Below are 17,248 nucleotides of genomic sequence, written 5' to 3'. Positions count from 1 at the left end.
AGGACCGATCCACCCACCGGAACTCCCGAGCGCCCTCCACGGCGCCGAAAGGCACCCCATGCTGAAAACCGCCTGCCAGGAACAGCTCCTCCCCGGCGACACACTCCAGGAGAAGTGGGCCTTCGCCCAGGACGCCGGCTACGACGCCGTGGAGCTGCGGTCGAAGGGGGACTTCCACTTCCGTGACCGCCTGCCCGAGCTCAAGCAGGCCCTCGCCGACGGCGTGGTCATGCCGACCGTCTGCGTCGACATGCTGCACTTCTTCGCCGCGTTCGACGACGGCCTGCGCCGCGACGCCCTGGAGCAGATGAAGTCCCAGCTCTCCGTCGCTGCCGAGATCGGAGCACTGGGCGTCCAGACCCCCGCGTCCTACGGGATGTTCTCGCGCAGGCTCCCCCCGTTCGAGCCGCCGCGCACCGAGGAGCAGGACCGCGAGGTGCTGCTGTCCGGCCTCTCCGAGCTGGGCGAGCACGCGCGCCGCGAGGGCGTGACCCTCTATCTGGAGCCGCTCAACCGGTACGAGGACCACATGGTCAACCGGCTGGAGCAGGCCGTCGACCTGATCCGTACGGTGGACCTGGACTCGGTCCGCATCGGCATCGACAGCTACCACATGAACATCGAGGAGGCCGACCCCTCGGCCTCGATCCTGGCGGCGGCCCCCTACATCGGCCACGCACAGGTCAGCGACTCGAACCGCTTCCAGCCGGGAGCCGGCCACCTCGACTGGCCCGCCTGGATCGGCGCGCTGCACAGCATCGGCTACGACGGCTACCTCGCCGCCGAGTGCCGGCTGACCGGCGACCCGCTCGCGGCCGTGCGCTCCGTCCCCGCGTTCCTCCGGAGGTCCGGCGCGTGACGTCGCTGCTCGAAACCCCCGTGCCCGCCGCCGCCGACCACCTGGCCCTTCGGCGCGGCGCGGCACGGGTACTCCTCACCAACTGGACGGGCACCTCGACCGTCCCGTCGCGCGGTCTGTATCCGCACCAGTGGAGCTGGGACTCGGCCTTCATCGCGATCGGTCTGCGCCATCTGTCGGTGCGCCGGGCCCAGCGCGAACTGGAGAGTCTGCTGGGCGCGCAGTGGGCCGACGGGCGCGTCCCCCACATCGTGTTCAGCCCCGCCGTGCCTCTCGACGCGTACTTCCCCAGCCCCGACTTCTGGCGCTCCTCCACGGACGGCGCCACGGCGGGCGCCCCGGCCGGCACCGAGACCTCCGGCATCGTGCAGCCGCCGGTCCACGCGCTCGCGGCCTGGCTCGTCCACGAGGCGGACCCGGAGACCTCGCGCCGCCGCGGTTTCCTGCCCCGCGTGTACGACCGGCTCGTAGCCTGGCACCACTACCTCACGGGCCCCCGCGACCTCGGCGGCGGCGGGCTGGCGGCGATGGTGCACCCGTGGGAGCCCGGCATGGACAACAGCCCGTGCTGGGACGGCCCGCTGGGGCGTGTCGAGCCCGTCACCCCCGGTTCGTACCGGCGCGCCGACCTCGACCACGGGCAGCCCTCGGAACGTCCCACCGACCTGGACTACGGCCGGTACGTACGGCTCGCCGCCGACTACCGCGACAGCGGTTACGCGGATGTGCCGGGCGGGCACGCCTTCGCGGTCGAGGACCCCTGCGTCAACGCGCTGCTGATCGTCTCCGAGCACGCGCTGGCCCGGATCGCCGCCGAGACGGGGGCGGACCCCGCCCCCCACGAGGCGCGGGCGGCGCGCCTCACCGCGGCCCTGGTGGAGCGGCTCTGGTCGCCCGCCGACGGCATGTTCCTCTGCCGTGACCTGGCCGGCGGGGGGCTGATCCCCGAGCGCGGCGTCACCGGGCTCGTCCCGCTCATGGTCCCCGGCCTCCCCCAGGGCATCGTGGACGCCCTGCTCGGCACGGTGACGGGCACCGGCTTCCGCCTCGGCGAGGTCCCGATGGCTCCGTCGTACGACATCACCGGGCACGCCTTCGACCCCTCGCGCTACTGGCGCGGTCCTGCCTGGTTCAACACCAACTGGCTGCTGGAACGCGGTCTGCGCCGGTGCGGGCAGGTCCGCGAGGCGGACGCGCTCCGCGCGGCCATGCTCGACGCGGCCGGTGCCAGCTCCTTCGCCGAGTACGTGGACCCGTTCACGGCCGAGGCCCGCGGGACCCGCTCCTTCGGCTGGACGGCGGCCCTCACCCTCGATCTGCTGGCCGCCACGCGGCCGGCCGACGGCGCCACCCCGCCCCACACGCCGATCGGAGCACACACGTGAACGGCACGGCGGAGACCACGCTGGTCCGTGCGGGCACCTTCGCGGTCCTCGGGGCGGACGGCGGTGTGAGCGGCCGTCGAGGCACCTCCCCCGACGGACTGTTCCATCGCGACGCCCGGCATCTGAGCCGGTGGACACTGACCGTCGACGGTGCCGAGCCGGCCGTGCTGGTGCCGTCGGACGGCGAGGCGTCCGCCCGGTGCGTGCTCACGCCCCCGGGCACCCGGGACGAACCGGCGGCCTTCACCGTCTTCCGTGAACAGGCCGTCGACACCGGGGTCCTGAGTGAGTGTCTGCGACTGGTCAACAACCGTCCGGAGGCCGTCACCGCGGTCCTCTCCCTCACCACCGACGCCGACTTCGCCGACCAGTTCGAACTGCGCTCCGACAAACGGAGGTACGAGAAGGCCGGCGCGATGCGCACGGCGAGTGCCCATGCCGAGGGGGTCACCTTCACCTACGAGCGCGGCACATGGCTGTCGCGTACGGCGGTGTGCGCCTCCCCCGCACCGGCCGCCGTCCGGCCCGTCGGCGTACGGGACACGGCCCACCGGCTGGACTGGCACCTGGAGCTGCCCGCACACGGGACGGCCGAGCTCCTGCTCACCGTCACGGCGTACGCGCACGGCGCGCCGGCGCCGGCCCTCGTCGGTACACCGGCCGAGGCCGTCGCGGAACAGGCGGCGGACACATCGGCGTTCACCGGTGCTCCGCTGCCCGTTCCGGCCGGCGCACCCGAGGGCCTGGCCGCCGCGTGTGCCCGTGGACTGAGCGACCTGGCGGCCCTGCGGGTCCCCGCGACCGGACCGGACGGCGAGCGCGTGCGCGTACCCGCGGCGGGGATCCCCTGGTTCCTCACCCTCTTCGGGCGCGACTCCCTGTTCACCTCTCTCTTCGCTCTCCCGTACCGGCCGGAGCTGGCGGAGGGCACCCTGCGCGCCCTCGCGGCCACCCAGGGGGCGGAGTACGACACCGGGCGCGGCGAGCAGCCGGGACGTATCGTCCACGAGATCCGGCACGGCGAACTGGCCCACTTCCGCCAGGTGCCGTACGGCCGCTACTACGGTTCGGTCGACGCCACCCCGCTCTTCCTCGTGCTCCTGGACAGCTTCACCGAGGCCACGGGCGACCGTGCCCTGGCCGCCCGTCTGGAGGACCACGCGCGGGCGGCCGTGGACTGGATGTTCCGCGACGGCGGCCTGGACGACGGCGGTTACCTGGTCTACTCGCCCGACCCGCAGGGCCTGGTGAACCAGAACTGGAAGGACTCCGACGGCGCCGTCTGCTTCCTCGACGGCACCCAGGCCGAGGGGCCGATCGCGGTCGCGGAGGCCCAGGGATACGCCTACGACGCGCTGGTGCGCACCGCGCGGCTGGCCCGCTCGGTGTGGGAGGACGACGCGTACGCCGACCGGCTCGACAGCGCCGCCGCCGGCCTGCGGGCCCGTTTCCTGCGGGACTTCTGGATGCCCGGCCCCGACTTCCCGGCGCTCGCCCTGGACGGCCGGGGCAGGCAGGTCGACTCGCTGGCCTCGGACGCCGGGCACCTGCTGTGGTCCGGCATCCTGGACGACCGGCACGCGCGGCGCGTGGGGCGGCGCCTGCTGGAACCCGACTTCTTCTCGGGCTGGGCCGTCCGTACGCTGGCGTCCGGCCAGCCGGGGTACCACCCGCTCTCGTACCACCGGGGCACGTCCTGGCCGCACGACAACGCGGTCATCCTGCTCGGTCTGGCACGGTTCGGCCTGCACGACGAGGCGCGCACGGTCGCCCTCGGCCTGCTGGAGGCGTCGGCCCACCACGGTCACCGGCTGCCCGAGGTCATGGCCGGGTACTCGCGCGCCCAGCACCCCCGGCCCGTTCCCTATCCCCACTCCTGCTCGCCGCAGGCCTGGGCTGCGGCGACACCTCTGGCCGTGCTCACCGCGCTGCTGGCGGAGGACGAGAGTGTTCCCGCCCGACCGGCCCCCGGGAGTGGCACAGTGGTGTTCCGTGGACCGGAGGCAGCAGCGGCCGTGACGTCGGCGGAAGAGAGTGATGCGCGATGAGGCTTGTCGTACAGGAGTTCCTGTCCCTCGACGGTGTCTCCCAGGGCCCCGGGTCCCCGGACGAGGACCGGAGCGACGGTTTCGACCGGGGGGGCTGGTTCGTACCGCACCTGGACGAGGAGTTCGAGGAGGTGGCTGCCACCTGGCTCCGTACGGCGGACGCGTTGCTGTTCGGCCGTCGCACCTACGAGAGCTTCGCCCGGGACTGGCCGACGATGAGCGACCATCCTTTCGCGCCCCTCATGAACGGCCTGCCCAAGTACGTCGCCTCCCGCAGCCTGACCACAGCCGGGTGGAACCCGACAACCGTGCTGAGCGGGGACGTCCCCGCCCAGGTCGCCGAGGTGAAGTCCCTGCCCGGCCGGGACCTGCAGATCCACGGCAGCGCCCGGCTGGCCCAGTCATTGCTGGCCGCGGGCCTGGTCGACGAGTTGCGCCTCGTGATCGCCCCGGTCGTGGTGGGCCGGGGCCGGAGGCTCTTCCCGGACGGCGGCACCCCGGCCGGCCTGCGGCTCGTCAGCCACAGGACGACCGCGCGCGGGCTCTCGGTCCACACCTTCGAACCGACGGGGCTGCCGGAGCAGGGCGTGTACGGGGCCGGTGCCTGAGCCGGGTCGTGCCGAGGAGGCGGCCGGTCAGGCGGACGGACGGCCGGGTCATCCTGCGGGGACGGCCGCCTACCGCTGTCCGTGCCCCCGCTCCTGCAGGCGGCGGCCCTCGTCCCGCAGCCGCTGGTCCTGCAGGGCCTTGCCGTCCGCTTCCATCTTCCGCCCTCGCAGTTGCTTGAGCGCGGAAACCATCCTGCCCATGAGAGCACCTCACGATCTCGACACCGCTGGGCCTGTCCACGACAGGCCCGTCCGCCCGGTCGGTCGCGGCGACTCCGAAGAGCAACACCGGTCCGCCTTGCCCCAATTTTTCCCGCCGATCGAAACCGAATGCAAGTGCGGACGGCCTCCCGTTCGCGAACAGGCGGAAGAAGCACGGGCGTGCGGTCAGCGCGGTGCCCGGATCCTGTCGATGATGCGCGTCCAGTTGTCGCCGCCGTGCCCGTCCTCGATCGCGTGCCGGTAGTGGGCCTGAAGGGCCAGCGGGAGCGCGAGATCGAGTCCGAGTGACGCACTGGTCTCGGCGATGTGGTCGGCCGTCGCACCCATCATGGTGACCGTGCTCAGGTCGCCGGGATGCTCGCCGGCATCGAGCGCGGCGCCGGGACGCTCATCGCCGGCCCTCAGGATGTCACTGATCGTGTCGGCGGCGGAGAGGAGCTCCGGGAGCGCTTCCTCGGCCTTCATCCCGGCGGTCCCCAGCATCGCCGTGGCGTGCATCAACGCGGAGAGGGTGGTCAGGAAGACCGCGAGCTGGGCCTGGTACATCATCTGGGCGAGGCCCGGATCGTCGCCCAGATACCTGGGCGCTCCGAGCGGCTCCAACACCGCCCGGTGACTCTCCATCACCTGCCCGGGGCCGCTGTAGTAGACGTAGGACGCCTCCGTGCCGACCATCGGCGCCGGGACCATGACTCCGCCCGTGAGGAGGTCCGCACCATGGCCCGCCGCCCAGGCGGCGGCCTCCCGTGTGCGGTCGGGGGTGTCGGAACTCAGGTTCACCAGCGTCCGGCCCGCCAGCGATCCGGTGGCGCTGCCGAGGATGTCGTACATCGCCTGGTAGTCCGTCAGGCTGAGGATCACGAGGCCGCTCGCCTCGACGGCCTCGCGCGGTGTCGCCGCGCGCGTCGCTCCGTCGGCGACGACGCCGTCGGCGCGGGAGGCGGTGCGGTTCCAGACGGTGACCGGGCGGCCGGCGGTGAGGAGGGTGCGTGTCATCGCCCGGCCCATCGGGCCGAGCCCGATCACGGTGACAGCGTGGTCTTGTCCGGTGTTACGGGTCTGTTCGTTCACCCCTCCATCGTCGAAGAGCGGCTCTACTCTCGGAAGTACCCACTATTTACTGCGGTACTTACCTTTTAGTAAGGGACTTACTGATGACCGAGGCACCGAGACGCGGGCCCTACATCTGCGGCATCGACGCCGCGTTCGACGTGGTGAGCGGCAAGTGGAAGGGGCTGATCCTCTGGGAGCTCGACGCCCATCGCGTACGCCGGTTCGCCGAGCTCCGCCGGGGGCTGCCGGGAGTGAGCGAGAAGATGCTGACCCAGCACCTGCGGGAGATGGAGGCGGACGGCCTCGTGCACCGGGAGGTCTACGCGGAGGTGCCGCCCCGCGTGGAGTACTCCCTGACCGAGCACGGGCACACACTCAACCAGGCGCTCGGGCCACTCGGAGCCTGGGGGGTTGAGCGCATGCGCCGCGAAGGCTCCGAAAGGGCGGACATGGCGGACGTTTCACGCGGTTGAGCAGTCGTCCGCCCGGCCGGGCGTGCAGTCCGAGGCGGTGCGCGGTCTCGCGTCGATCGGTGCGCGGTCTCGCGTTCAGACGAGGGAGACTGCGGCCAGGGCGACGGCGCAGCCCCCGAAGACCACGGCGTTACGCAGATGTCTCTGGGCGCGCACCCAGCGCGGGAAGGCGTCCTCGGCGGCCCGGAGGAAGGGCGCGACCTCGACACGGGCCAGTTCCGGGTCGCCCTTGCGACGGAAGGCGGCCTCCACGGACTTCACGGCGGTGAGGTCGCTGTGGACGATCACCGCGTTCATCAGCAGCACCAGCGAGGAGAATATCCAGGTCAGCAGCTGGGCCGGAGCGGCGCCGGCAAAGTTCACGGCGGCCGTGGCGGTCATCACGGCGGCCACGGCCACGGGGGCCGCGGTCTCGTGACCCCCTGCGTCGAAGCGGAGGTTGTTCTCCTCCAGTACCTCCGGGCGGACGTTCTGGCGCCGGAGCTCGGCCACCGCGGCGGCCTTCGCGGCGGGCCCGAAGAGGTGGCGTACCACCGGGATGCTGACGAAGGCGGCGGCGACGAGCAACTGCATGACTGCGGCGAGGGTGTTCATCGGCTCTCCTCTTGGACTTGCACTTAGTTCAATCGACCGGACGAGGAGACGGTAAGCCCACACTTGAACACTGTGCAAGTGGCTTATTGAACTTTGTGCAAGTACTGCGTACGGTGTGGGCATGGCACGCGACACCCTGACCCGGGACCAGATCGTCCGCACCGCCGTCGAACTCCTGGACACCGAGGGGCTCGCGGGGCTCAACATGCGCGCCCTGGGCACCAGGCTCAACTCGGCAGCCACCGCCGTGTACTGGCACGTCAAGAACAAGGACAACCTCGTCCTGCTCGCCACCGACCAGGTGTGGAGCGAACTCACACTGCCCGACCCCGGGGCGGCCGACTGGCGCGCGGCGGCCACCGTCATGGCCACCGACCTGCTTGCGATGTTCACCCGGCATCCCTGGCTGGTGCAGGTCCTCGCCGCGCACCTCGTCCACGGCGAGGGCAAGGCCCGCCACGACGACCGCAGTCTGGCCGTCTACGAAGCCGCCGGCTTCACCGCCGCGCAGGCCGATCAGGCGGCGGGCGCCGTCTTCACCTACGTACTGGGCAACGCGGCCGGCGCCGCCGCGTCCGCCTCACTGGCGCGGAAACGCACCGAAGGCGGAAGCGCCGCCGAAGAGCAGTTCCGGCACACCATGGCCGAGGCACGGAGGACCGCCATGCGCCATCCGCATCTGCGCGCCCGGCTGGACACGGAAGCGGCGGCCGACTACGCCGCCGCCCCCGACAACACCTTCGAGTTCGGCCTCCGGGCCCTCCTCGACGGCCTGGAGCGGCAACTCACCGCGTAGACAGCGAACAGACGGCCCGTCGGGCAACCCCCGCACCGCAAGCCCGTACGCATCACCCGGGCGGGTCCGCGGGGTCGATCCGCGACGGGCGGCCCGCTCCAGGACCGTACTCATCCAGTCGCCACCGGGGCTGCGGTTACGCGAGGTCAGGTACGCGGACAACTCCGTGTCCTGCCCCTGCTCCGCGGCGAGAGCCTGTCGCACATGGACCAGAGCCGCCGTCTGTCCCACACCGGCCCCGGCGCCACCATCCGGCCACTGTCGCGCGATCGGGGTACGGCGCCGCTACCCGAAGCGCGAATCATGGGTTAGGTTAGGCATACCTAAGTAACACCGATGATGTCTCCCCGCCCGCTCCTCTGGAGAACTTGGATGCGTCTTTCCCACGCCCGCGTCACCCACCCCTCCCCCGCCGAACGCGTGCTGTCCATCCTGACCGCGGCCCATTCGATGACGGTGGTGAGTGACGGGCTCGACCCCGTCGAGGTGCACCGCCTCGACGGGACACCCGCGATGGGCCACATCCACCTGCACGAACCGTCGGAGGCCGGCTCCGCCCAGCCGGGCCCACGGGTCCCCGTCCGTCTGGAGTTCACCGACATCGCGCCCACGCCCGTACGGGAGCGCACGCGCGCCCGGGTCACGGTGACCGGCCTGCTGACGACCCCGTACAGCACGGACGCCGCGGAGAGTACCTGCATGGAATTCGGCCAGGCGGTCTTCGAGGACCACAGGGGCCGCGCGTTCGTCACGCTGGACACGCTTCAGGAGACCGACCCCGATCCGATCGCCACGAGCGAGGCGGCGATGCTGACCCATCTCGTGGACGATCACGGCGAACTCGTCCCCCTGCTCCTGCGCCTCGTGCAGCCGCAGCCCGAGAAGGGCGTGACGCGCGTCCTCCCGCTGGCGATGGACCGTTACGGCGTGACCCTGCGTCTGGAGTACCCGGGCACCCATCGCGATGTGCGCCTTCCGTTCGCGAAGCCCGTCGCCCGGCTCGACCAGGCCGGTCCTCAGATCCACGCCCTGCTGGCGGCCGCTCGTCGCGCGTCCCACCGGAACCAGCTCCTCACCTGACCTCGGCGGCCCGCACCCTGGACAGTTGCAGGGTCCCTCGCAGCGCCCCGCCGCCTAGCCTGATCCGTGTCGAAACCGACTCGTCATCAGCACGAGCGGCGGCGAACTACCGAGGGGGAAGACATCATGGGATTCAGGGCAAAGCTCGCGGCCCTCAGTGCGGGCGGCACACTGGTGGCCGCTTTGGGGATCGGCCTCACGGCGGCTCCTGCGCAGGCCAGTTGGGACGACTGCGAATCCGGTGCGCTGTGCGCCTACTCGCAGACCAAGGGGGGCGGCACTCCCGGTCAGGTCTGGGGCAACAACTACGATCTGTTCCAGTACTCCAAGTTCGACAACGCCAAGTCGCTCTACAACAACGGCAATTCCTGCGACGTCGCGCTGTACCCCAACACCTGGTTCCGGGGCGGACCCCAGGGCCTCCTGCGGGGCGTCAAGGTCTCGGACCTCGACGACACCAAGTTCGAGGACGGCGTCGGCTCCAACATGTGGGTCTGCTGAGCCGTGCGCCGGCTGCTGTGGACAGCTGCCGCACTGCTCCTCACGGCCGGGTGCGCCGCACCCGGCCGTGAGGCCGCGACGGAACCTGACGTCTCCGCGCCCCTGCCTCTGGCGGGTGCGATGTACTTCTCGGCCGCCGAGCGGACGGCGCTGCGGAAGTCCGAGGAGTCACTGATCCGGATCTGTATGCGCGAGCGCGGACATGAGTACCGCATCGGTCCCGCGCACGACGCGAGACGCGCGGCCGCCGTCAACCCGTACACCGTGCTGTCGCCGCAGTGGTCGAGGAGCGACGGCTACGGGCTGACCGGCGAGGCGCTGGAGGGGCCGCCGGAAGACCCGAACGCGAAGATGCTGGCCGCCCTCCCGGAAGCGGAGCGGGAGGACTGGCAGAAGGCGCTGCTCGGCAGCCTGGACGACCATATGAAGATCTCGCTGCCCAGCGGCCGGACGGTCAGCTACGACCCCGGCTCCTGCGCCCAGCAGGCACGGGACGAGGTCTACGGCCGGAACTGGCCCGAACTTCGCTACACCGTCGAGGACCTGAGCAATGAGGTCATCCGGCGGACCCTGGACTCGGCCGACTTCCGGGAGGTGGAGAAGGGCTGGGCCCGGTGCATGGCGGACCTGGGCCACTCCTACGCCTCGCTGGAGGACCCCCGCAAGGAGATCCTGGACCGACTGGCGCGGGCGAAGGGCGACCGCGACCGGGTCCTGGCCGTGGGGGACCGGGAACTGGACCTGGCGGAGGACGATCTGAGCTGCCAGATCTCCACGGACACACACCGGCGGATCGCCGGCGTGCAGGCCCGCGCGGAGGAGCCGGTGCGGGCGAAGGCCGGGAAGGACCTGGACCGGTTCCAGCAGGCGAAGCGGACGGCGCTGAGCCGGCTTCCGGGTCTCGCCGCCTCCTGACCCGGAGCGGTCACGGTGTATCCAGGTGGTGGAGAACCTGGCCGCACAAGCGCTTCCGGAACGCGTCCGGGGGGTGGCATGCGCCACCCCCCGGTCAAGTCGGCGCGTCCTCAGGTCTGCGGACGGCTGCCGTGGTTCGCGCCGTTCTTGCGGCGGGCCTTCTTCTTACGACGTCGCTTCGAGGACATCGAACCTCCTGGATCAGTAGTTCTCGCACACTATCCACCGGATTGTCGGCCCCGGCAGCCAATGAGCCCCTTACCCACCGGCGCGTCGGCAAACACCCGCCGCCACCCCGGACGGGTGGCGTACGTCACGGGGTGCGACAGCCGGTTCACCCCCCGTCGGTCCCCCGTGGCCGGTACGGCCTGCGCCCCGGCCTCCATGGACAGTCGTCGGCCCGCTGTGATGTGATCCGTGCGGCGGAACGGCCCCGTCTGGCGCTGCTCACCGGGCGATCCTCAGGTGCGTCGCGCGAAGGCGGCCCGAGCCCCTCGTCCATATCCACCGACGCTCGCCCACCGTGGGTCCCCGCCACGGCGAGCGTCCGGGTCCGTCCCCCCAGGCTCGAAAGTTCCGTACACATGCAGAAGACCAAAGCCGCACTCTGGGAATTCCTCCAGGGGCTCGGCAAGACATTCATGCTCCCCGTGGCCCTGCTCGCGTTCTGCGGCATCATGCTGGGCATCGGCTCCTCGCTCTCCAGCGAGGCCGTCACCGACAATTTGCCCTTCCTGAAGGCCGAGGGCTTCCACCTCGTCTTCACCTGGATGGCCAACACGGGTCTGGTGGCCTTCACCTTCCTGCCCGTCCTCTTCGCGATGGCGATCCCCCTCGGCCTCGCCCGCGAGGACAAGGGTGTGGCGGCGTTCTCGGGTTTCGTCGGCTTCGCCGCCATGAATCTCGCGGTGAACTTCTATCTCACCGCCAAGGGTGTCGACTTCGAGGACGAGGCCGCGATCAAGCACTACGGCACAGCCGATGTGCTGGGCGTGCAGTCCATCGATACGGGACTCCTCGGAGCCGTGGCCGTTGGCATCGTTGTCAGCCTCCTCCACCAGCGCTTTCGTACGCAGCGGATGCCTGACGCCCTGGCCTTCTTCGGCGGGCTGCGCTTCGTCCCGATCATCTCCGCTCTCGTCCTGAGCGTGCTCGGTCTGCTCATCCCCCTGGTGTGGCCGACCTTCAACGGCTGGATCACCGCGGTGGGCCGCGGCATCGGTCACACCGGAGTCTTCGGGCCGTTCTTCTTCGGCATGGGAGAGGTGCTGCTGCGCCCCATCGGGCTGCACCACATCCTGGTGGCGATGTTCCGGTTCACCGACGTCGGCGGTTCGGGAGCCGTCTGCGGGGACAACGTCTCGGGGGCCCTGAACATGTTCTACGCGCACCTCGACTGCGCGGGCGCGCCGGATGCCGCCGTCACCGACGCCACGCACTTCCTCTCCCAGGGCAAGATGGCGTCCTACCTGGGCGGCCTGCCGGGTGCCGCGCTCGCCATGTACCACTGCGCGAAGAAGAAGATGCGCCCGGAGATCAAGGCCCTGCTCGTGTCCGGTGTGGTGGCCTGTGTGGTCGGCGGCATCACGGAGCCGCTGGAGTTCCTGTTCCTCTTCGTCGCGCCGTGGCTGTACGCGATCCACGCGGTCCTGGTGGGGCTCGGTTTCCTCACGGCCGCCCTGCTCGGCGTCTTCATCGGGAACACGGACGGCAACGTCATCGACTGGCTGGTGTTCGGCGTCCTCCAGGGATCAACCACCAAGTGGTACCTGGTGCCGGTGATCGCGGCGGTGTGGTTCGCCGTGTACTACTTCCTGTTCCGCTGGGCGATCAACCGCTTCGACCTCAAGACCCCCGGGCGCGAGAAGGAAGAGGAGAACGAGGACGGCGAGCCGGTCGCGGCGGACGCGACGGAGCGGCCCGCGCGCGAGCTGGTCGCGGGCAAGTACGACGCCGTCGCCATCCTCGACGCGATCGGCGGCGCCGACAACATCCGGTCCCTGGACAACTGCATCACCCGCCTGCGCATGACGGTGGGGGACGCGGCGCAGGTGGACGAGGCGCGGCTGAAGAAGCTCGGCGCCGTGGGCGTGATCAAGCTCGACAACCACAACGTGCAGGTCATCATCGGGCCGCAGGTCCAGTCGGTGAAGGACGCCATCGCCACCATGATCCCGGTGGGCTGACCATGGCTCCCCCCTCCCCCGCTCCGCAGGATCCGTACGGCTTCGGCACCGTCGTGGACCGGCGCGGCACCTGGTGCACGCAGTGGGACTACGTCGAGGACCGCTTCGGCGTTCCTGATCTGCTGCCGTTCACGATCTCCGACATGGACTTCGCCACCGCCCCGGAGATCATGGCCGCGCTCCGCGGCCGGCTGGACCACGCCGTGCTCGGATACTCGCGGTGGCGGCAGGACGACTTCCTCTCCGCGGTCGTCCACTGGTACGCGACGCGGCACGCGACGGCCGTCGACCCCGCGTCGGTCGTCTACGCGCCGTCCGTCGTCTACCAGCTCTCGCAGCTGCTCCGGCTGTGGTCGCGCCCCGGGGACGGCGTGGTCGCCCACACTCCCATGTACGACGCCTTCCCGAAGACCGTGGCGGCCCACGGGCGGCAGCTCCGGGAGTGTCCGCTCGACGACTGGGCGGAGCTGGAACGGCTCCTGGCGTTGCCCGACACGGCCGTGCTGCTGCTGTGCTCGCCGCACAACCCGACGGGCAAGGTCTGGTCCGCCGGCGAGCTGGACCGGATGGCGGCGCTGTGCGCGGAGCACGGCGTGGCCGTCGTCAGCGATGAGATCCACGGCGACCTGGCCCATCCGCCGCACGTCCACCACCCCTGGTCCGGACTCGGCGGCGAGGGCCGGTGGGCCGTGATCACCTCGGCGTCGAAGTCGTTCAACATCCCGGCCTTGACCGGGAGTTACGGGATCATCGGCGACCCCGCGTCGCGCGACGCCTATCTGCGGCAGCTCAAGGAGGCCGACGGCCTCTCCTCCCCCGCCGTGCTGTCCCTGGTCGGGCACATCGCCGCGTACAGAGAGGGGGCGCCCTGGCTGGACGCCTTGCGTACGTACCTCGCGGGCAACCTCGCGATGGTCGCCGACCGCCTCCGCGAGGAGTTCCCGCAGCTCGGCTGGGAACCCCCGGAGGCGGGGTACCTGGCCTGGATCGACCTGCGGCCGCTCGGGGTCGACGACGACGCGCTGCAACGCGAGCTCGTCGAGGTGGAGAGGGTGGCCGTCATGCCGGGAGCGGCGTACGGCTCCCCGGGCCGGGTCCGGCTCAACGTCGGATGCCCCCGGTCCAAGGCGGTCGCGGGTGTTGAGGCGCTCGTGCGCGCACTGCGCCGGCTCACGCGGGCCGGCGGGTGACCGGTCCCCGCCCCGGTGAGGCCAGATCCACCGGGGCGGGGCGGCAGGCCCGGACGAGGCCGGGCATTTTGCCCGCACATGGTTCCGCGCCGACTATTGACATCCATATAATTGCAATATGCATCAATCGTCGTCCCTGGCCGGTCCCACCGACGAGCAGCGCATCGAAAGCGCCGCCCGGGGCCTCCTCAGAGGCATCGGACGGCTCTCGCAGACGCTCTTCCGCACCGGGGACTTCGGGATCGGCCGCAGCCAGGTGGCCGTGCTCGACGCCCTGGAGGACGGCCCCCGGCGGGTGACCGCTCTTGCCGCGTACACGGGCATGTCCCAGCCCCGTGTGACCGTGGTCCTGCAGAGCCTCGAAGAGCACGGTCTGGCCACGCGTGAACGCCGCGCCGCCGACCGGCGCGTCGTGGAGGCCTCCCTGACGCCCGCCGGACGGGACCTGCTCGACCGGGGGCGCCGGCGGATGGCAGCTGCGCTCCTGCGAGGCCTCGCCGCGGGCGTCGACGACTCCGAGCGCGCCGTGGGCGCCGCCCGGAGCGCCCTCACGACCTTGCTCGACGCGATGGATTCGGAGCCCAGTTGATCAGCCCAGGTACCGCGCCGTCGGACACGGCGCCGGAACTCGCACCCTCCGCACCTCCCACCCGCGCCCCCGCACCGGCGGAAGGCGCCGCGCGCGCCGTCGCGCCGCACCGGGTGGGCGGACCTCGGCGGCGCTGGGACTGGATACTCGCGGCAGACCCCGGCCTCGGGCAGCTCCAGGCGGGCTGGCGCACCCTCGTCGCGATGGTGACCTCGCTCGCGGTCGGCTACGGGATGGCCCGGGCCCTGGACGTCCCGGCCATGATCGGCATGATCGTCGGCGGGATGACGGGCCTGATGAGCGCCTTCGCCGTCGCCGAGAACACGTGGCAGCGGCTCACCCGCGCCATCCTCTGGATGCCGTTCCCGTACGCCGCCGTCCTGTGGCTCGCCACCGAGCTGCACGACGACCGCGGCCTGGAGATCAGCCTGATGGTCGCGGCGCTGGCCCTGACCTTCTTCCTCGCCCGGTTCGGACAGCTGGCGCTGCTCACGGGCATGATGCTGTTCAACGGCCTGATGGTCGGCATGATGGCGGACATCCCCTCGGCCCTGTGGGGCAAGGCGTTCGCCGTCGCCCTGGTCTCCGCCGGGGCGGTGTTGCTGACGCGGCTGCTGTTCTGCTACCCGATGCCGCGCGAGGACCTGCTGCGCACCCAGCGCGCCTTCGTCGTGGAGGCACGCCGGGTGGCCGACGCGGCCGTCGAGACGCTGAACCCCGACGCCGACCAGGAGCGGGCCGTGCGCCGGATGGCACGTGCCCTGCACCACCTCAACGTCACCACCGTCACCATCGACGGCCGGCTCGCCCAGCCGGAGGTCGCCGCGGACCCCGGCATGGCGGAGCTGCTGCACCGACACCTCTTCGACGCGGAGCTGGCCCTGCGCGGTATCGGCCGTGCCGTGCAGGACCTGGCCCGGCTCGACGTGCCGCCGGACCTGCGCGAGGCGATGGCCGTCGCCCTCGTCATCGCACGGGACACGCCCCTCGGCAGCGCGCAGGGCCTGCGTCCGGCCGCCGAACGCATCCGCCGCCGGGCCGACCACCTGCGCGAGCACCCCGGCACGGGCGACAGCCAGGCGGAGACCGTCGAGCTCGCGTGTCGCGTGGCCGCCCTCCTCGACTCCCTGGCCGGGTCGCTCTCCCACTGGCTCTCGCTGGGCTGGAGCACCCCCGGGTCCCCCTCGCAGGTCCCCTTCCAGCCGACCGTGGCCCTGGAGCGCAACCGCCCCGCCGGGTCGGCCGGCGCGGCGCAGCGGGTGCTCGCCGCGCGCACGGAGAAGAGCTGGCGGCGCGCCGTTCCCTTCGTACGCGCACCGCTGCACGCCGGGGTCGCGGCCGCCATCGTCTGCCCGATCACCGACGCGATCGACCCCCAGCGTTTCTACTGGGGCCTCGTCGGCGTGATGATCACCCTCTTCGGCACGAACACGACGCACGAACGGCTGCGCAAGTTCGGCCATCGCATGGCGGGCACGGTGATCGGCGCCGTGCTCGGCATCGCTCTGCTCCACCTCCTGGGCCCCGGCCACGTCTACGGGACGCTGACGGTCATCGTGGCGGGCCTCACCCTCGGAGCCTGGGGGATGCAGCGCGCGTACGCACTCTGGGTCGTCGGGCTCGTCGTCGCGCTGGTGCAGCTGTACGGGCTGACAACGCCCTACGGCGGCATGGACCATCTGCTCGGCGAGCGGCTGCTGGACAACGGCCTCGGGATACTCGTCGCTACCGCGTGTGCCGCACTGATCTTCCCGCTGTCGAGCCGCAGGATCACTCGGGAGGCGGAGCGCGGCTATGTGGCCGCCGTCGGCACCCTGGTCTCCCAGCTCGCCCTGCGGTGGGAGGACCCCGATGCCCCCGTGCGGCTGCGTGGAGCCGCCCGTGGGGTGGACGCCGCCTTGTTCGAGGTCCTCAGCCTGGCACGTCCGCTGGTCCGGATGCCTCGCGGTCTGCGGGGGCGGGACGCGGACAACCGCACGGCGCTGCTCACCACGGCGACGGGTCATGCCCGCGCCCTGGCCGCGGCCGCGGACATCGACATCGACCTGGCCCCCGGGCCGGCCGGACGGTTCGCCCGCATCACCGAGACGCTGAGCCGCTCACTGCGTGCCCTGGACCGCTCGCTGACGACCGGTGAGCGCGAGGAGGGCTGGCAGCGGGTGGCGCCGCTGGTACGGGAACTGAAGGCGGAGTTGGACCAGGCGCCGCCCGGACCGCGGGCGTCGCGCGTCCGCACGACGCTGCGGGAGCTCTCCGCACTCGACGAGACGCTCGCCGGCTACGCGGAGCGGTGCGGACTCGACGTGCACGACAACTGCGCGGAGGCCACGACCGGTTCGCCGATGGAACGCCGTACGCGGGCGCTCGTGGCGGAATGGTCCCTGCGCCCGGCGGCACGGGCAGCGGGCGCTCCGGGAAAGGCCCCTCGCACCGCCGCGGCCACAGCCGCACCACGGCCGTACCCGGGCCCGGTGACGGCCGGGACGGCGGTCGGGGGCGCCGTCCGGTGCGCAGCGCATCCCGCGGGGTGCGCGGGATGGGTCACCGTGATCGACGCACGGGGGAAGCGGGTCGCGGCGGGGCCGGTGCGCTCGGGCCGGTATCGCGTCGACGGGCTCCGCCCGGGCAGCCACACGCTCATCGTGTCGGCGAGGTCCCACGCCCCGCACGCGGAATTCCTGTACGTGCCGGAAGCGCTGGAGGCCGGCCGTATCGGCCACGACATGTGGCTGTAGCGAGCGCGAAGGCG

At 71.6% G+C, this 17,248-nt stretch carries 16 protein-coding genes; 13 read left to right on the top strand and 3 right to left on the bottom strand.

What is annotated here, in order from left to right; translation table 11 throughout:
* The first annotated feature begins 58 nt into the window (after positions 1 to 58).
* Genes AB0P41_RS20940 through AB0P41_RS20925 form a run of 4 tightly spaced genes read left to right on the top strand, consistent with a single transcriptional unit; the run spans position 59 to position 4,900 of the window.
* Positions 59 to 859 carry a sugar phosphate isomerase/epimerase family protein gene (locus AB0P41_RS20940; protein WP_356714125.1) on the top strand — a complete coding sequence of 267 codons (801 nt, stop codon included), beginning with the start codon at positions 59 to 61 and terminating at the stop codon, positions 857 to 859.
* The gene (locus tag AB0P41_RS20935) at positions 856 to 2,244 is read left to right on the top strand and encodes a hypothetical protein (RefSeq protein ID WP_365933419.1); all 1,389 of its coding nucleotides are present in this window, start codon (positions 856 to 858) and stop codon (positions 2,242 to 2,244) included. The genes AB0P41_RS20940 and AB0P41_RS20935 overlap by 4 nt, the downstream gene beginning before the upstream one ends.
* Positions 2,241 to 4,292 carry a glycogen debranching N-terminal domain-containing protein gene (locus AB0P41_RS20930; protein ID WP_356714123.1) on the top strand — a complete coding sequence of 684 codons (2,052 nt, stop codon included), beginning with the start codon at positions 2,241 to 2,243 and terminating at the stop codon, positions 4,290 to 4,292. Before AB0P41_RS20935 ends, AB0P41_RS20930 begins: the two co-directional genes overlap by 4 nt.
* Positions 4,289 to 4,900, top strand: coding sequence for a dihydrofolate reductase family protein (locus tag AB0P41_RS20925; protein ID WP_356714122.1), 612 nt, complete (start codon positions 4,289 to 4,291; stop codon positions 4,898 to 4,900). The genes AB0P41_RS20930 and AB0P41_RS20925 overlap by 4 nt, the downstream gene beginning before the upstream one ends.
* A 69-nt stretch (positions 4,901 to 4,969) precedes the next feature.
* On the opposite strand, the gene AB0P41_RS20920 is transcribed toward AB0P41_RS20925, so the two are convergent.
* Both AB0P41_RS20920 and AB0P41_RS20915 read right to left on the bottom strand, forming a co-directional pair.
* Positions 4,970 to 5,101 carry a hypothetical protein gene (locus tag AB0P41_RS20920; protein WP_356714121.1) on the bottom strand — a complete coding sequence of 44 codons (132 nt, stop codon included), beginning with the start codon at positions 5,099 to 5,101 and terminating at the stop codon, positions 4,970 to 4,972.
* Positions 5,102 to 5,287: 186 nt separating this feature from the next.
* The gene (locus AB0P41_RS20915) at positions 5,288 to 6,193 is read right to left on the bottom strand and encodes an NAD(P)-binding domain-containing protein (RefSeq protein ID WP_365933416.1); all 906 of its coding nucleotides are present in this window, start codon (positions 6,191 to 6,193) and stop codon (positions 5,288 to 5,290) included.
* A gap of 83 nt (positions 6,194 to 6,276) precedes the next feature.
* On the opposite strand from AB0P41_RS20915, the gene AB0P41_RS20910 reads away from it, so the two are divergent.
* Complete coding sequence (locus AB0P41_RS20910; protein WP_356714119.1) at positions 6,277 to 6,648, top strand: helix-turn-helix domain-containing protein; 372 nt, start codon at positions 6,277 to 6,279, stop codon at positions 6,646 to 6,648.
* Positions 6,649 to 6,723: 75 nt separating this feature from the next.
* Here AB0P41_RS20910 and AB0P41_RS20905 read toward each other — a convergent pair whose 3' ends face one another.
* Positions 6,724 to 7,242, bottom strand: a complete 519-nt coding sequence (locus tag AB0P41_RS20905; RefSeq protein ID WP_356714118.1) for a hypothetical protein — start codon at positions 7,240 to 7,242, stop codon at positions 6,724 to 6,726.
* Between the two features lie 121 nt (positions 7,243 to 7,363).
* On the opposite strand from AB0P41_RS20905, the gene AB0P41_RS20900 reads away from it, so the two are divergent.
* The 8 genes from AB0P41_RS20900 (at position 7,364) to AB0P41_RS20865 (ending at position 17,234) form a co-directional block, all read left to right on the top strand.
* Positions 7,364 to 8,038: a TetR/AcrR family transcriptional regulator C-terminal domain-containing protein gene (locus tag AB0P41_RS20900; protein WP_356714117.1), complete on the top strand. Its 675-nt coding sequence runs from the start codon at positions 7,364 to 7,366 to the stop codon at positions 8,036 to 8,038.
* 372 nt (positions 8,039 to 8,410) lie between these two features.
* A complete protein-coding gene (locus AB0P41_RS20895; RefSeq protein ID WP_365933414.1) occupies positions 8,411 to 9,118 on the top strand; it encodes a DUF2470 domain-containing protein in 708 nt (235 codons plus the stop codon).
* Positions 9,119 to 9,244: 126 nt separating this feature from the next.
* Positions 9,245 to 9,619 (top strand): peptidase inhibitor family I36 protein, encoded by a 375-nt coding sequence (locus tag AB0P41_RS20890; RefSeq protein WP_356714115.1) that lies wholly within the window; start codon positions 9,245 to 9,247, stop codon positions 9,617 to 9,619.
* 3 nt (positions 9,620 to 9,622) lie between these two features.
* The gene (locus AB0P41_RS20885) at positions 9,623 to 10,534 is read left to right on the top strand and encodes a hypothetical protein (protein WP_356714114.1); all 912 of its coding nucleotides are present in this window, start codon (positions 9,623 to 9,625) and stop codon (positions 10,532 to 10,534) included.
* 584 nt (positions 10,535 to 11,118) lie between these two features.
* Positions 11,119 to 12,720 carry a maltose/glucose-specific PTS transporter subunit IIBC gene (gene malX / locus AB0P41_RS20880; RefSeq protein ID WP_365933411.1) on the top strand — a complete coding sequence of 534 codons (1,602 nt, stop codon included), beginning with the start codon at positions 11,119 to 11,121 and terminating at the stop codon, positions 12,718 to 12,720.
* Between the two features lie 2 nt (positions 12,721 to 12,722).
* Positions 12,723 to 13,910 (top strand): MalY/PatB family protein, encoded by a 1,188-nt coding sequence (locus tag AB0P41_RS20875; RefSeq protein ID WP_356714112.1) that lies wholly within the window; start codon positions 12,723 to 12,725, stop codon positions 13,908 to 13,910.
* Positions 13,911 to 14,028: 118 nt separating this feature from the next.
* Positions 14,029 to 14,499 (top strand): MarR family transcriptional regulator, encoded by a 471-nt coding sequence (locus AB0P41_RS20870; RefSeq protein ID WP_356714111.1) that lies wholly within the window; start codon positions 14,029 to 14,031, stop codon positions 14,497 to 14,499.
* Complete coding sequence (locus AB0P41_RS20865) at positions 14,496 to 17,234, top strand: FUSC family protein (protein ID WP_365933409.1); 2,739 nt, start codon at positions 14,496 to 14,498, stop codon at positions 17,232 to 17,234. Before AB0P41_RS20870 ends, AB0P41_RS20865 begins: the two co-directional genes overlap by 4 nt.
* Positions 17,235 to 17,248: the final 14 nt, after the last annotated feature.

The organism is Streptomyces sp. NPDC079167 (assembly GCF_040686735.1).
Taxonomy (GTDB): domain Bacteria; phylum Actinomycetota; class Actinomycetes; order Streptomycetales; family Streptomycetaceae; genus Streptomyces.
The sequence above is the reverse complement of the archived record's forward strand: the minus strand, read 5'-3'. Positions and strand labels throughout refer to the sequence as shown.

Excerpts from the sequence above, each read along its gene's own strand:
- AB0P41_RS20940 (WP_356714125.1), top strand. The coding sequence starts at position 59 with ATGCTGAAAACCGCCTGCCAGGAACAGCTCCTCCCCGGCGACACACTC.
- AB0P41_RS20925 (WP_356714122.1), top strand. The coding sequence starts at position 4,289 with ATGAGGCTTGTCGTACAGGAGTTCCTGTCCCTCGACGGTGTCTCCCAG.
- AB0P41_RS20920 (WP_356714121.1), bottom strand. The coding sequence starts at position 5,101 with ATGGGCAGGATGGTTTCCGCGCTCAAGCAACTGCGAGGGCGGAAGATG.
- AB0P41_RS20910 (WP_356714119.1), top strand. The coding sequence starts at position 6,277 with ATGACCGAGGCACCGAGACGCGGGCCCTACATCTGCGGCATCGACGCC.
- AB0P41_RS20905 (WP_356714118.1), bottom strand. The coding sequence starts at position 7,242 with ATGAACACCCTCGCCGCAGTCATGCAGTTGCTCGTCGCCGCCGCCTTC.
- AB0P41_RS20900 (WP_356714117.1), top strand. The coding sequence starts at position 7,364 with ATGGCACGCGACACCCTGACCCGGGACCAGATCGTCCGCACCGCCGTC.
- AB0P41_RS20895 (WP_365933414.1), top strand. The coding sequence starts at position 8,411 with ATGCGTCTTTCCCACGCCCGCGTCACCCACCCCTCCCCCGCCGAACGC.
- AB0P41_RS20890 (WP_356714115.1), top strand. The coding sequence starts at position 9,245 with ATGGGATTCAGGGCAAAGCTCGCGGCCCTCAGTGCGGGCGGCACACTG.
- malX (WP_365933411.1), top strand. The coding sequence starts at position 11,119 with ATGCAGAAGACCAAAGCCGCACTCTGGGAATTCCTCCAGGGGCTCGGC.
- AB0P41_RS20875 (WP_356714112.1), top strand. The coding sequence starts at position 12,723 with ATGGCTCCCCCCTCCCCCGCTCCGCAGGATCCGTACGGCTTCGGCACC.
- AB0P41_RS20870 (WP_356714111.1), top strand. The coding sequence starts at position 14,029 with ATGCATCAATCGTCGTCCCTGGCCGGTCCCACCGACGAGCAGCGCATC.